At 60.7% G+C, this 13,669-nt stretch carries 12 protein-coding genes; 9 read left to right on the forward strand and 3 right to left on the reverse strand.

From position 1 onward, the window contains the following. Nucleotides 1–119 precede the first annotated feature (119 nt). A complete protein-coding gene (gene maiA / locus LVE68_RS00340) occupies nt 120–749 on the reverse strand; it encodes a maleylacetoacetate isomerase (protein WP_232942070.1) in 630 nt (209 codons plus the stop codon). A gap of 323 nt (nt 750–1,072) precedes the next feature. Further along, nucleotides 1,073–1,507: a hypothetical protein gene (locus LVE68_RS00345; protein ID WP_232942072.1), complete on the reverse strand. Its 435-nt coding sequence runs from the start codon at nt 1,505–1,507 to the stop codon at nt 1,073–1,075. A 160-nt stretch (nt 1,508–1,667) separates the two neighbouring features. On the opposite strand from LVE68_RS00345, the gene LVE68_RS00350 reads away from it, so the two are divergent. From LVE68_RS00350 to LVE68_RS00385, 8 genes are all read left to right on the forward strand, one after another. Then, a complete protein-coding gene (locus LVE68_RS00350) occupies nt 1,668–2,162 on the forward strand; it encodes a MarR family winged helix-turn-helix transcriptional regulator (RefSeq protein WP_232942074.1) in 495 nt (164 codons plus the stop codon). A gap of 81 nt (nt 2,163–2,243) precedes the next feature. Further along, nucleotides 2,244–3,434 carry an amino acid aminotransferase gene (locus LVE68_RS00355; RefSeq protein ID WP_232942076.1) on the forward strand — a complete coding sequence of 397 codons (1,191 nt, stop codon included), beginning with the start codon at nt 2,244–2,246 and terminating at the stop codon, nt 3,432–3,434. Nucleotides 3,435–3,543: 109 nt separating this feature from the next. Continuing rightward, nucleotides 3,544–4,935: a class II 3-deoxy-7-phosphoheptulonate synthase gene (locus LVE68_RS00360; RefSeq protein ID WP_232942078.1), complete on the forward strand. Its 1,392-nt coding sequence runs from the start codon at nt 3,544–3,546 to the stop codon at nt 4,933–4,935. Between the two features lie 33 nt (nt 4,936–4,968). Beyond that, a complete protein-coding gene (locus LVE68_RS00365; protein WP_232942080.1) occupies nt 4,969–5,658 on the forward strand; it encodes a glutathione S-transferase family protein in 690 nt (229 codons plus the stop codon). 302 nt (nt 5,659–5,960) lie between these two features. Next, nucleotides 5,961–7,001, forward strand: coding sequence for a glycosyltransferase family protein (locus LVE68_RS00370; RefSeq protein ID WP_232942082.1), 1,041 nt, complete (start codon nt 5,961–5,963; stop codon nt 6,999–7,001). Then, entirely contained in the window at nt 6,998–7,690 is a 693-nt protein-coding gene (locus tag LVE68_RS00375; RefSeq protein ID WP_232942084.1) for a YrbL family protein, read from the forward strand. Before LVE68_RS00370 ends, LVE68_RS00375 begins: the two co-directional genes overlap by 4 nt. A 13-nt stretch (nt 7,691–7,703) precedes the next feature. After that, a complete protein-coding gene (locus LVE68_RS00380; protein WP_232942086.1) occupies nt 7,704–8,756 on the forward strand; it encodes a glycosyltransferase in 1,053 nt (350 codons plus the stop codon). A 398-nt stretch (nt 8,757–9,154) separates the two neighbouring features. Beyond that, the gene (locus tag LVE68_RS00385; protein WP_232942088.1) at nt 9,155–11,392 is read left to right on the forward strand and encodes a M3 family metallopeptidase; all 2,238 of its coding nucleotides are present in this window, start codon (nt 9,155–9,157) and stop codon (nt 11,390–11,392) included. Between the two features lie 233 nt (nt 11,393–11,625). Here the strand turns inward: LVE68_RS00385 and LVE68_RS00390 are convergent, their stop codons facing one another. Beyond that, nucleotides 11,626–13,290: an amidohydrolase gene (locus tag LVE68_RS00390; RefSeq protein ID WP_232942090.1), complete on the reverse strand. Its 1,665-nt coding sequence runs from the start codon at nt 13,288–13,290 to the stop codon at nt 11,626–11,628. Between the two features lie 129 nt (nt 13,291–13,419). Here LVE68_RS00390 and LVE68_RS00395 point away from each other — a divergent pair, with 129 nt between their 5' ends. After that, a complete protein-coding gene (locus tag LVE68_RS00395) occupies nt 13,420–13,626 on the forward strand; it encodes a DUF2905 domain-containing protein (RefSeq protein ID WP_232942092.1) in 207 nt (68 codons plus the stop codon). Nucleotides 13,627–13,669: the final 43 nt, after the last annotated feature.

Here is a 13,669-nt window from a genome sequence, read left to right on the forward strand (position 1 = left end):
CGATGGTATACCAGCTGGTGCCAGGTACCGGGCAAGACCATGACGGCCCACGACCGGCTCCGGATGCACGCGGTGGCGCGCTTCCGGGGTGCCGGCCGATCAGGGAAAAGTCCGGGGTGTCAGAGGGTGCTGTCCGGCTGGTTCTCCGGGCGGGCCTCGATAAAGGCGGGGATCTCGTTACAAGCCAGCGTAATCCGGTGGATGGCCGGGTACTCGGCAATATCCAGCCCGAACCTTTCGGCGCTGTACACCTGTGGCAACAGGCAGCACTCGAACATCCCCGGTGTCTCGCCAGCGGCGAAGGGCGCAGGCTTGAGCTGCTGTTCCAGGGCGCTGAATCCCTCGTGAATCCAGTGGCGGATCCAGCCGGTTTTCTGTTCATCCGACAGACCGTACTGTCCCTGCAGGTAGCGCAGCACGCGCAGGTTGTGCAGTGGCTGGATATCGCTGGCACTGGTATGGCAGAGCGCGCGTATATGGGCGCGCTGCACCGGGTCCGAGGGCAGCAGTGGAGGTTCCGGGTGCGTCTCCTCGAGCCACTCCAGGATTGCCAGTGACTGGGTGAGTACCGTGTCACCATCCACCAGTGCCGGGACCAGGCCCTGGGGGTTCAGTTTCCGGTATTCCTCTTCGCCTTGTTCACTTTTCAGCAGGTTCACCGGGTGGTAATCGTACGGTAGGCCCTTGAGGTTGAGGCCAATACGCACGCGATAGCTGGCAGACGAACGAAAGTAACCGTGTAATTCCATAAGATACCTTTTTCTTTGCATCCCCACCCGCCGGGCCGGGGCAGATTTGTCGAGGCTATTTCAACATCTGTCGCCGCAGGGTGCCAGTGTCGGGAAGGACGGGCCCAACGCGGGCATCGTGCGAATCCCCCGGGTATCTTTCCGGCTCCAGCACGCCGCGGCGAATCTGGTCGAGCTCGATGGGTTCGAGCAGGGCCTGGAAATTTCCCTCGCCCGGTGCTCCCGCAGGAATTCCTCGGCCGGTGATTTTTCATCGGCCGATTCATAGATGGGAATGCGGATCCTGCCCCAGTGACTGGTCATCGCCCGGCTGGAGAGCCCGGTCATTTTGCCTTCGATATCGAAATAGGGGATTTCCCGGAAATTGAAGATGCTCGCTTAAAAGCCCGCCCACTGGTCCATGTTGCCGCGGTGGACAGAGCCCCGGCAAATGATCCGGGTTCTGCATTAATGATAAAGTTGGCGTCACCCTGGCGGTGCAGGGTGATATCGCGGTTGCGATGCAGGGATTCGCGGGTGAACCCGAGCTGGCTGAAAAGTGTGCGCAGCGGCTCCAGGTCAGGAGCGGCATGCCCTACAAATTCGAAGCCATCGGTGCCGAGTGGGTTGTGCGGATATTCACAGGCCATTGCCGGGACCTCCATGTCTGTCCGGGTCTGCAATGTTTGATGGGCGGTGGCACGAAATCCCTGTGTGCGGTCACACGATACCCAATAAAAATGACATGGATTTATAATGCTGCGCGATTTTTGCAGCACAACAGTGCCGATTTGGCGAGGGGCAGGGGGTGTTGGCGCCCATTGAGCTGGCGGTAGCCGGCGCTGGTGCCGCTACCTGATTCCGGCCAAAGCGGTTACAATTGAAACCAATTTTAGTTACATTTGTAACATCCATGGCAACTGCAGGTGGAAAAGCCGTATGACAATCGAGAAGACCGAGGCGGAAAAACCGGTGCGTGACGACCTGCACCTGGAGAGGTTCCTGCCGTATCGCCTGTCGGTGCTCTCCAACCGCGTGAGTAATGCCATTGCCCAGGCTTATGGCAGCCGCTTTGACCTGACCATCCCGGCCTGGCGCGTCATGGCTATACTGGGCCGTTTCCCGGACCTCTCTGCCGCGGAACTGGTGGAGCAGACCGCCATGGACAAGGTTGCCATCAGTCGCGCGGTATCGGTCCTGATGCGCAACGATTACATCACCCGCAGCGAGGATCCCGCCGATCGCCGCCGGCAGGTGCTGAACCTGTCCGAGCTGGGGCGGGATGTCTATGAGCGCATTGTTCCGCTGGCCCAGCAGTACGAGGACGACCTGATGTCCTCGCTCTCTCCCGATGAGCGGGCCCAGCTGGAAAGCATTATCGACAAGCTGATGGACCGCGCCCAGGCCTGGGCCGAGCGCGGCCTGATCGACTGAACCTGTACCTACCACGCCCCCGGACAGCTGGGCTTCCGGGGTGCCTGTATCCGAGACATTAAGTACCCGAGGAGTACCCGCATGTTTGAACACCTGAGCAGCCTGCCGCCGGACCCTATCCTGGGCCTGCTGGCCAGTTACCGCGCCGACGAGAACCCGGACAAGATCGACCTGGGCGTCGGCGTGTACAAGGATGAGGCGGGCCACACTGCCATCCTGCAGGCTGTGAAGGAGGCGGAGACACGCCTGCTGCAGTCTGAGGAGACAAAAGCCTATATCGGCCCGGCGGGTACCCCGGGATTCAATGCCGCCATGCAGGAGCTGGTCCTTGGTGCCAACCACCCGGCGCTGGTTGCCAACCGTGTGCGCTCTGCCCAGACTCCCGGTGGCTGCGGTGCCCTGCGGGTGCTGGCAGAGCTGGTCGATCGCGCAAAGCCCGGTGCGACCGTCTGGGTGAGTGACCCCACCTGGGCCAACCACGTGCCGCTGCTGGGCAATGCCGGGCTGCAGATCAAGAGCTACCCCTATTACGATCGCAGCAGCGGTAGCCTGCAGTTCGATGCCATGGTGGAAACACTGAAGGATGTAGGGGAGGGCGACGTGGTGCTGCTGCACGCATGCTGCCACAACCCCTGTGGCGCCGACCTGAGCCGTGAGCAGTGGCAGGTGCTGGTGGAGATGGCGCAGAAGCAGGGTTTCACCCCGTTTATCGATATGGCCTACCAGGGCTTTGGCGATGGCCTGGACGACGATGCCTGGGGCCTGCGCCTGATGGCAGAATCGGTACCGGAGCTGCTGGTGGCGGCATCCTGTTCCAAGAACTTCGGGCTGTACCGGGAGCGCGTCGGCCTGGCCATGGTGATTTACAATGACAGTGCGGCCGCTGATACCGGCCAGACCCAGATGCTGAGTGCAGTGCGTGGCAACTACTCGATGCCGCCGTCGCACGGTGCCGCGATCGTGGAGTCGATCCTCACCGATGCCAGCCTGCGCGCCAACTGGGAGGCGGAACTGACCGAGATGCGCGAGCGCATTAACGGCCTGCGTGCGGGCGTAGTCGAGAGCCTGGCCGCAGCCGGTGCCGCGGGTGACTTCAGCTTTATCCGCGAACAGAAGGGCATGTTCTCCTTCCTGGGAATTAACCCGGAGCAGGTGGCAAGGCTGCAAAAGGAGTATTCCATTTACATGGTGGATTCCAGCCGCATGAGTATTGCCGGCCTGAGCCAGTCCAACATGGAATACTTCTGCAAAGCGGTCGCCAGCGTGTTGTAATATCCGCTGTCGGGCCGTGTCATCAGGGTACGGCCCGGTGGACTGCTGCGGCGCTGGCGGGCCCGGGGCTGCAACAGAGTCTGAAAGCCGTATTTGGAAGAGGTTGGCAATGGAAGTGGAGGTAAAGTCGAAAGTGTCACAGTCAGCAGGTAAAGAATGGAATCCCGAGAGCTGGCGCAACTTTACCGCCCACCAGCAACCCTCCTACCAATCTGCCGCTGAGCTCGGCGAGGTAACCGGCCAGCTGTCCGCATACCCGCCGCTGGTATTTGCCGAAGAAGCGCGGGAGCTGCGTCGCCAGCTGGCCCAGGTGGCCGAGGGCAAGGCGTTCCTGCTGCAGGGTGGTGACTGCGCCGAGTCCTTTGCCGACTTCAATGCCAACCGTATCCGCGACACCTTCAAGGTGTTGTTGCAGATGGCTGTGGTGCTGACCTTCGCCGGCAACATGCCGGTAGTAAAGGTGGCGCGTATGGCGGGGCAGTATGCCAAACCGCGCTCATCGGATACCGAGGTGGTGGGCGGCGTTGAGCTGCCCAGCTACCGCGGCGATATCATCAACGGCATCGACTTCACCGAGACCGCGCGGCGGCCCGATCCGCAGCGCATGCTCACGGCCTATAACCAGTCGGCGGCAACCCTCAACCTGCTGCGTGCCTTCGCCCAGGGTGGGCTGGCAGACCTGCACCAGGTGCACGGCTGGAACCTGAGTTTCCTTGAGAACAATCCCCAGCGGGAAAACTACGCCCAGCTAGCCGAGCGCCTGCAGGATGCCCTGGAGTTTATGGCTGTCTGTGGCGTGACCTCGGAGAATACCCCGGCGATCCGGGAGACCGTGTTGTACACCTCCCACGAGGCCCTGTTGCTGGAGTACGAGCAGGCGCTGACCCGCACCGACAGCCTGACCGGCAAATGGTATGACTGCTCGGCGCATATGCTTTGGATCGGCGAACGTACCCGCCAGCTGGACGGTGCCCACGTGGAATTCCTGTCGGGCGTCTGGAACCCTATCGGCGTCAAGGTGGGGCCGGGCATGCAGCCGGATGAGCTGCTGCGCCTGATCGACCGTCTCAATCCCGCCAATGAGGCCGGGCGCCTGACCCTGATTACTCGTATGGGGGCCGATACCCTGGGTGAAAAGCTACCGGCCCTGGTACAGGCAGTGCAGCGCGAAGGGCACAAAGTGGTCTGGAGTACCGATCCCATGCACGGCAACACCGTGAAGGCCAGCAGTGGTTACAAGACCCGGGATTTCGACAAAATCCTGCGTGAGATCCGCGACTTCTTCGCCGTACATCGCGCCGAGGGCAGTCATCCCGGTGGTATCCACCTGGAGATGACCGGCCAGCATGTCACCGAATGTACTGGGGGTGCCTGGAAAATATCCGAGGATGACCTGGCTACTTGCTATGAAACACAGTGCGATCCGCGCCTGAACGCCGACCAGGTGCTGGAGCTGGCCTTCCGTGTTTCCGACTGGCTGCGCAGCGGGCGGGCTTCCTGAATCCTTACAACTGAAACCAGAGGGGGAGGGCGTATGTACAGGCTTTTTATCGGTAACAAGAACTACTCGTCGTGGTCGCTGCGGCCCTGGGTCCTTTTGCGCCAGCTGGACATTCCCTTTGATGAGCAGCTGGTGCCTTTCGATGAGGGCGGCAGCTGGGAGAAGTTTCGCCACTTTGCCCCCAATGGCCTGGTGCCCTGCCTGGAAGATGGGGAGGTCACCGTATGGGACTCGCTGGCGATTGTGGAATACATCGCCGAACAGTACCCGCAGGTCTGGCCCGAAAATGCCGTGGCCCGGGCGTGGGCCCGTTGCGCCACCGCCGAGATGCATTCCGGCTTTGCCGCCCTGCGTGAGCAGTGCCCGATGAACTGTGGTGTCACTGTCTCGCTCGATACCCTGAGTGCCGGGCTGCAGAAAGACCTGGGCCGTATTGCAGAGCTCTGGGAAGAGGGGCTGCAGCGCTTTGGTGGGCCCTTCCTGGCTGGGGACCGGTTTACGGCGGTCGATGCCTTCTTCGCCCCTGTTGCATTCCGGGTCAAGGGGTTCGGCCTGTCATTGCCCGATGCCGCCGCAGCCTATGCCCGCCACCTGCTCACTCTCCCCGCCATGGGCGAATGGGAGGCCGAGGCGCTGCGCGAGCCCTGGCGCGAAACTGACCACGAAGAGGAGATGCTGCAGTCCGGCACCCTGGTGGAGGACCGGCGCGTCCAGCCCGCCTGAACCTGATTCCTGCCGGTGCCCGCCCCGGGCACCGGGTTATGCGCAGTAACTTCGCCAGCGCCGGTTGAAATTGTTATTCCTGGCCGCGCTGGTGAGGCATCCCTTTTTTATTATCCATGCAATAAGTCGTTATCAATCAGCGCCGGTATTCCTGTTTACCTTTACGTGGATTTAGCCGCCAGAGGGCGGGTGTCACCAGGGGCAGGGGCAAGTGAAGTGAGACGCTTAGTGGCATTTGGCGAAAAAATCCGGTTAAATCAGATGTCAGGACTGCGTTTTCCACCGTACAGGGACCACGGTTTATGCGCGTACTCCACATCGCGTACCAACAGCTTCGCCGATATGGCAAGACCCGGGTCAGCTGGGCCCAGAAGCTGACCAACGGGCTGATCAAGAACGATCATTTCGTCCACACCTTCAGTGATCGCGACGTCGCCGCCTTCGAGGCCCCTCTGGGAATTCGCGACCTGGGCCGGGGCAGGGCGAACCGTAAGCTCCTGGAAACCGTGGAGGCGGTCGACCCGGACCTGGTGATCGCCGGGCACTGCGACATCATCAGCAACGAAACGCTGGCAGAGATTCGCAAGCGCAATCCCTCCGTGGCCATCGCCCACTGCAACAACGATCCGCTGTTTGTCCCCAGCAATGTGGAGCGTATCAAGCATCGCGCCCGCGTTGCCGACGCCGTATTTGTGTCTACCGGCCGCCCGGAGCTGACCCGGTTTGAAGGGCTCGGGGCGAGGATCTACCACATGCCCAACCCAGTGGACCCGGCCCAGGAAGGTATGAACAATGCCGCCCGGACTGACCTGGAAACCGACCTTCTTTTCTGCAGTAACAGCACCAACCTCACCAGGCGCCTGGAGCTGGTGAAATGGCTCCGCGACTCCCTGCAGGGCGAGCTGAATTTCAGGACTTATGGCAGTTTCGGGGAGCCGCCTGTATGGGGGCGCGACTATGATCGGGCGCTGGCCAACACCCGTATGGGCCTGAACCTGAATCGACAGGAAGGGCATTACTGGTACTCCTCCGCCCGTATGGCACAATTGGCCGGTAACGGCATTCTCCAGTTTTCCCACAGTAGCCCACGCTTTGATGAGTTGTTACCTGCGGAATCCATTGTGTATTTTGACGATCAGGACGATCTGCTGCACAAGGTCCGCGAGTTCCACAACGACGATGCAAAGCGTCGCAGCTGGGCTGCCCGGGCGCGGGATTTCTTCCATGCAGAGATGAATTCCCGCCTGTACGCCCAATATATTGTCGAGGCATCCCTGGCCCGCCCGTTCTCCCACGATTATGTTTGGGCCCGTGACGTCTTGCAGGGCGGGGCCCACTCATGACGATCCTGCTTGCTCCAGAAAAGCCTTTCGCCCGGGGAGGCAATCGACTCTGTTTTGTGCACCCGGATGACGACTCGCTCTGTATCAAGGTGCGGCGCCCGGATTTCACGCTGGCAGACCGGCGCCGCAAGAAAGGCTTTCCCAAGAACCTGAAGCCACTTTCCGCATTCGATGACAACCGTGAAGAGTGGAGGGTGATGGCTTCGCTCCAGAAGCGATACGGTGATCTCGTCTTCCATCACGTCAGTCGCTGTTTCGGGTTTGTCGATACCGACATGGGACGGGGATTGGTGTCGGAGTTGATCAGGGATGGCAGCGGGGCTATTTCCCAGACCCTCAAGAAGGTGATCTGGGACGAGGCGTTTACGGATGAGTGCCGCACGGCAGTAGAGGAGTTGAGCCGTTTCTGGGAGGGCAACCTGGTCCCCTCAAGGCATCTCCTTTTGCACAATATTGTCGTCCAGCGTGACATACAGGGCTGCATAGAGCGGCTGGTAGTCATAGATGGGCTGGGTAGCGCGGGGCTGCTTCCCATGAGCATATTCCCGCGAGTGTTTCAGCGGAACAAGATTAAAAAGAAAATTGCCGTCATGCATGGACGCATCGAGACATTGCTCGGCCAGCGGCACCAGGCCAGTTTCCCCGGGTACCACGGGCTCCTGATGCACGACGGTTTGTCTTCCCCATGATATGGATATCACCATGGCAGCTAACACGGAATCATTACGCATCGCCCAGGCCCTGGCAGGGGCGCAGCAAGGTGGAGCTGAGAACTTTTTTGCCCGCCTGGCGACTGGCCTCCAGCAGACGGGTGCTATTACCCAGAAAGCTTTTATCCGGGGGCATGATCATCGCCTGCGGTCATTGAGAAATGGTGGTGTGACTGCGGAGGGGTTCCGCTTTGGTGGCCCGCTCCACCAGATTGACCGCTTTCGGTTCAGGCGCGCCCTGCGTGCCTTCCGGCCGGATATCGTGCTCACCTGGATGAGCCGTGCCAGCAAGCTGACGCCGAAGGGGGATTACACGCTGGTCAGTCGCCTCGGGCATTACTACAACCTCAAATATTACCGGCACTCCGACTACTGGCTGGGTATTTCCCGGGGGATTTGTGATCACCTGGTCCGCGGGGGGATGCCGGCCGAGCGTGTGTTCCTTATTCCCAATTTTGCCGATGAGGCAGAGGTCGAGCCCCTGCCTCGCGACAGCTTCGATACGCCTACTGACCGTCCGTTACTGCTCGCCGCTGGGCGCCTGCATACCAACAAGGGCTTTGACACCCTGCTGCAGGCACTTGAAAAGGTGCCCGATGCCATCCTCTGGCTCGCCGGCACCGGTCCGGAAGAGGAATCCCTGAAGGCAATGTGCCGGGAGCTGGGCCTGGATGAGCGTGTCCGTTTCCTGGGCTGGCGCGAAGACGTGACCGCCCTGATGCGTACCGCTGATATGTTCATTTGCCCTTCGCGCCACGAGGGACTGGGTTCCGTGATCATGGAAGCCTGGGCCCACGGCTGCCCGGTGGTTGCGACGGACTCCCAGGGACCGGGTGAGTTGATCGAGTCGGGAGTCACCGGCGTTGTCACGCCGGTGGATCAACCGGGGCCGCTGGCCGACGCCATTGCCGGCCTGGTATCAGATGAGGCCGGGCGCAGGCAGCTGTCGGAAGCGGGCCGGTCCCACTACTGGAGTAGATTCAGCCGGGCAGTGGTTGTCGGCCAGTACCTGGAGTTCTTCAGCGGGCTGAAAAGCGGGACCTGAGCCCCGGGCAGCAGGCTGCACCTGGAGTCCGGGCGTGGCGTAACCTGATTATGCGGACCGGTACCCCGGATTGGGTCAATGCTTGTTGCCAGCACCGCGGTCTTCACTCTGGAAAAGTTGTCTTGTGGCGCCCGGCCCAGGCCGGCGGGCCGGGTGACTTTTACTCCCTGTTTTGGTTAATAACCACTTGTTAAGTCGTTATCAAATAGCACAAATAGATCCAAAACAACCCTCCTGCGCAATTGTTTGCCAGCTGTGGGGGGATCATCCTGAAAAACTGTCGTTTTACCCCGTGGGGGAGGCGGCTGGGCACCCGTGAATGGCGGTTGGCGCAAAAATACGGTTAAACTCGGGGGTTTACATGTGACGGTATTCTAACAAGAGAGAGGATTTAGCCGATGCGCCAATCACTGATCGCGCTTTCCGTAGCCGCAGCCATCGCCGCTGCCGCGGGCTGTAGCAAGGAGGCCCAACAGGCCGCGTCTGTCGACGGAAACGCCCAGGCCCAGGCGAGCGCTGCCGCTGATGCCAAAAGCTCCGTGGTCGAAAGCAATCCACTGCTGGCCGAGTGGACCGGCCCTTACGGCGGTGTACCGGCATTCGATAAGATGCGCGTCGAGGACCTGAAGCCGGCGATGGAGTTCGCCATGGCTGAAAACCTGCGCGAGATCGATGCCATTGCCGCCAATCCCGAGCCGGCTACCTTCGCCAACACTATTGCCGAGCTGGAGCGCAGCGGTGCCGAGCTGGATCGCCTGTTCTCCTACTACGGTATCTGGGCCGCCAACATGTCCTCTCCGGAATTCCGCGAGGTTCAGGGCGAGCTGGCACCCAAGCTGGCCTCTTTCCAGTCCAAGATTATCCAGAACGACGCGCTCTTCCAGCGGGTCAAGGCCGTCTATGACGCCCGCAATGACTCCGACCTGGATGGCGAGCAAAAGCGTGTGGTCGAGCTGATCTACAACCAGTTCGCCAACAACGGTGCGACCCTGGAGGGCGAGGCCAAGGAGCGCTATGCCGAGATCAACAAGCGCCTGGCCGAGCTGCACACCAAGTTTGCCAACAATGTGCTGGCGGACGAGGAGGGTTACACCCTGTTCCTGCGCAGCGACCAGCTGGCCGGCCTGCCGGAATCATTCGTGAATGCAGCCGCGGCGCTGGCGGAAGAGAAGGGCCAGAAGGGCAACTACGCCATCACCAATACGCGCTCTTCCATGGATCCGTTCCTGACCTATTCCGATAACCGCGAGCTGCGCGAGAAGGTCTGGCGCAACTACTACAGCCGCGGCGACAACGGTGGTGAACACGACAATAACGCAATTATTGCCGAGATCCTGAAGCTTCGCGATGAACGCGTTGAACTGCTGGGCTTCGAGAATTACGCCCAGTGGCGTCTGCAGGACCGCATGGCCAAGACCCCCGAGCGCGCCATGGAGCTGATGGAGGCTGTATGGCCTGCCGCAGTGGCCCGTGTTGAGGAAGAAGTGGCTGATATGCAGGCCCTGGCAGACGAGGAAGGTGCGGATATCACCATCAAGCCATGGGATTACCGTTATTACGCCGAGAAAGTACGCAAGGCCAAGTACGACCTGAACTCTGACGAGGTGAAACAGTACCTGCAGCTGGACAAGCTGCGTGAAGCGATGTTCTTCGTTGCCGGTGAGCTGTTCAACTTCGAGTTCAGCCCGGTAAAAGAGGGCAGCGTGCCGGTCTTCCACGAGGACGTAAAAGTCTGGGAAGTCACCGACAAGACTTCCGGCGAGCATATCGGCCTGTGGTACCTGGATCCGTTTGCCCGCGCCGGCAAGCGTTCCGGCGCCTGGGCGACCATGTACCGCGACCACACCACCTTTGATGGAAAGACCAATGTACTGTCTTCCAACAACTCCAACTTCATCAAGGGTGCCCCGGGCGAGCCGGTGCTGGTGAGCTGGGACGATGCCTCCACCTTCTTCCATGAGTTTGGCCATGCACTGCACTTCCTGGCCTCTGACGTCACCTACCCGACCCTGAACGGCGGTGTGCGTGACTACACTGAGTTCCAGTCACAGCTGCTGGAGCGCTGGTTGTCCACCGACGAGGTGATCGACAACTACCTGGTGCATTACAAGACTGGAGAGCCGATTCCTGAGGAGCTGGTTGCCAAGATCAAGAAGGCTTCCAAGTTCAACCAGGGCTTCGCCACTACCGAGTACCTGGCATCGGCCCTGGTGGACATGAAGTTCCATACTGCCGACCCGGAAGGTATCGACCCGGACAAGTTCGAGCGCGAGACCCTGGAAGAGCTGGGCATGCCGGATGAACTGGTAATGCGTCACCGCACGCCGCACTTTGGCCATATCTTTTCCGGTGAGGGTTACTCTGCCGGTTACTATGGCTACATGTGGGCCGACGTACTGACTTCGGATGCGGCGGAGGCCTTCGCCGAAGCCGAGGGTGGTTTCTATGACCCGGAAGTTGCGGACAAGCTGGTCAAGCACCTGTTTGCACCGCGTAATTCGGTCGATCCGGCGGAAGCCTACCGCGCTTTCCGCGGCCGCGATGCCGAGATTGGCGCACTGATGCGTGATCGTGGCTTCCCGGTACCGGGCGATAAGTCCGAAAAGGAAAATACCACTATCGCAGTGAAAGACTGACGGTAGGTATTTAACCTGTAAAAAAGCCGCGGTGTGAAAGCACCGCGGCTTTTTTGTTTTTGGCATAACCCTTTGTAACAACGACCCGTGGCTGCGATCTGGAGGGGGTTGGGCCCGGAGTTAATCGCGGCCAGCGGCCGCTCCTACGCCACTCCTGGGGTAACAGGGTTTATTGTAGGAGCCCTCCGTGGCCGCGATCTGGTGACCACCGACAGTCGATGGGTGTCTCGTGATTACTGCTCACGGCGATAAACACGCTCGCCTTCCACCCAGGTTTCCGCCACTTTCACCTGCCAGATATCCTGCGGGTCGATTCGGAATATATCCTGTTCCAGCAGAACAAAATCAGCGAACTTACCCGGTTCCAGGGAGCCGGTAACCTGCTCCTGGTGGCTCGCGTATGCCGCATCCAGGGTGAAAGACCGCAGGGCCTCTTCGAGGCTCATTGCCTCCTCCATGCGCCAGCCTTTTGCGGGCATACCCTGGCGGTCCCGGCGGGTCACTGCTGCGTGAATACCGTAGAGCGGATTGACGGGCTCAACCGGGAAGTCGGAGCCGGAGGCAATTCGGGTCCCCTGGTCCAGGAATTTCTGCCAGGCGTAGGCTCCCTCGAGACGCTCTTCACCCAGGCGATCGCCGGCCATATTCTTGTCGCTGGTGGCATGGATCGGCTGCATGGAGGCCACCAGGTTCAATGCCGGAAACCGGGCAATATCCTCCACCTTCAGTACCTGGGCGTGCTCCACGCGATGGCGGAAGGGCTTCTGGTTGTGCTCTTGGTGCAGTGTCTGCAGGTGGTCGAGCACGATATGGTTGGCGCGGTCACCGATGGCGTGCACGTTTACCTGGAAATCATTGTCCGTGGCCAGCTTGAGCAGAGACAGGATTTCTTCCTCGGGGTAAAGCAGCAGGCCCCTTTCCCCCGGGCGGTCGTGGTATGGCTCAATCAGGGCGGCCCCGCGACTGCCCAGCGCGCCGTCCGCTGATAACTTGATGCTGCGCACGTACAGTCGGTCCTGAGGCTTACCGATATGGCCCGCTGCCAGTAGTTCGCGCAGGTTGTCGCTCTCTACCGAGATCATCGGATACATGCGCAGGGGGATCGCCTTCTCTTCTGCCAGCTGGCGATAGGCCGTCAGTGTTTCCCGGTCGATCCCCGCATCGTGGACGCCAGTCAGGCCCAGCGATAGAGACAGGTCGAAGGCCTTGGCGAGAGCGGCTTTTTTGTCCTGCAGCGAGGGTGCCGGGATCACTTTCTCCAGCAGGGCCATGGCATTGTCCACCAGTACGCCGCTGGGTTCGCCGTTATCGAGGCGATGGATTTCGCCACCCTCGGGCGCCCGGGTGTCACTGTCGATACCCGCCTTCTCCAGGGCGGCACTGTTGGCCCAGCCGGCGTGGCCGTCAATACGACGCAGCCAGATGGGGTTGTCAATCTCCAGCGCATCCAGCTGTGCGCGGGTGGGGAAGGCCTTGCCGGGCCACAGTACCTGGTTCCAGCCGCGCCCGACCAGCCACTCGCCCGGTTCCAGTTGCCCTGCAAACTTTTCAATGGCGTCCAGGGTTTCCTGTAAGCCCAGGTCACGAAGCTCCAGCCGCTGCTGCAGCAGCCCCTGTCCCAGCACGTGCCCATGCGCATCGATCAGGCCGGGCAGCAGGGTCTTTCCCTGGCCGTCGATTTTTTCCGCGTCGGGATACTGCTTCGCCAGTGCCGGGTAATCCCCGGTCGCCAGTACCTTGCCCTTGTCAAACGCGAGCGCCTGGAAGCGCTCGAGCTTATCCTCGGTGGCCTGGTAGCCGCTGACATTATGAATAAGGGTTGTAGCGAAACCGCTGCTGGAAACTGTGGTGAGTGCTATTGCCGCAACCAGGGCGGTGATGGGGCGGGGTAGGTGCATGGTTGTTAGCCTTGTTTTTGACCTGTGACGGGGTGTGACCGATAGTAGCAATGGGTCTTTTTGCTTGGCAATTGCAGGGCGCAGGCGGGAGACCGCAGTGATATTCGGGATATGGGGAAAGGAGGGGTTATGTCGCGCTGGTTTATGCTCGCCGGGGCCGTCCTGCTGGCCATCGGGGTGCTGATGCATTTCGCTCCCTGGCTGTTCAACTGGTTTGGGCGGCTGCCCGGTGATATCCGTCTCGAGTCGGGGCGCAGCCGGGTCTTTATTCCCATCACCTCGATGATTGTGATCAGCGTGGTATTGAGCCTGTTGCTGAACCTTTTCCGTCGCTGAGCCTGGGGCGGCCAGGCCGGCAGGGGCGTAATCCGGCCACCCC

Source organism: Microbulbifer sp. YPW16, assembly GCF_021290385.1.
GTDB lineage: Bacteria > Pseudomonadota > Gammaproteobacteria > Pseudomonadales > Cellvibrionaceae > Microbulbifer > Microbulbifer zhoushanensis.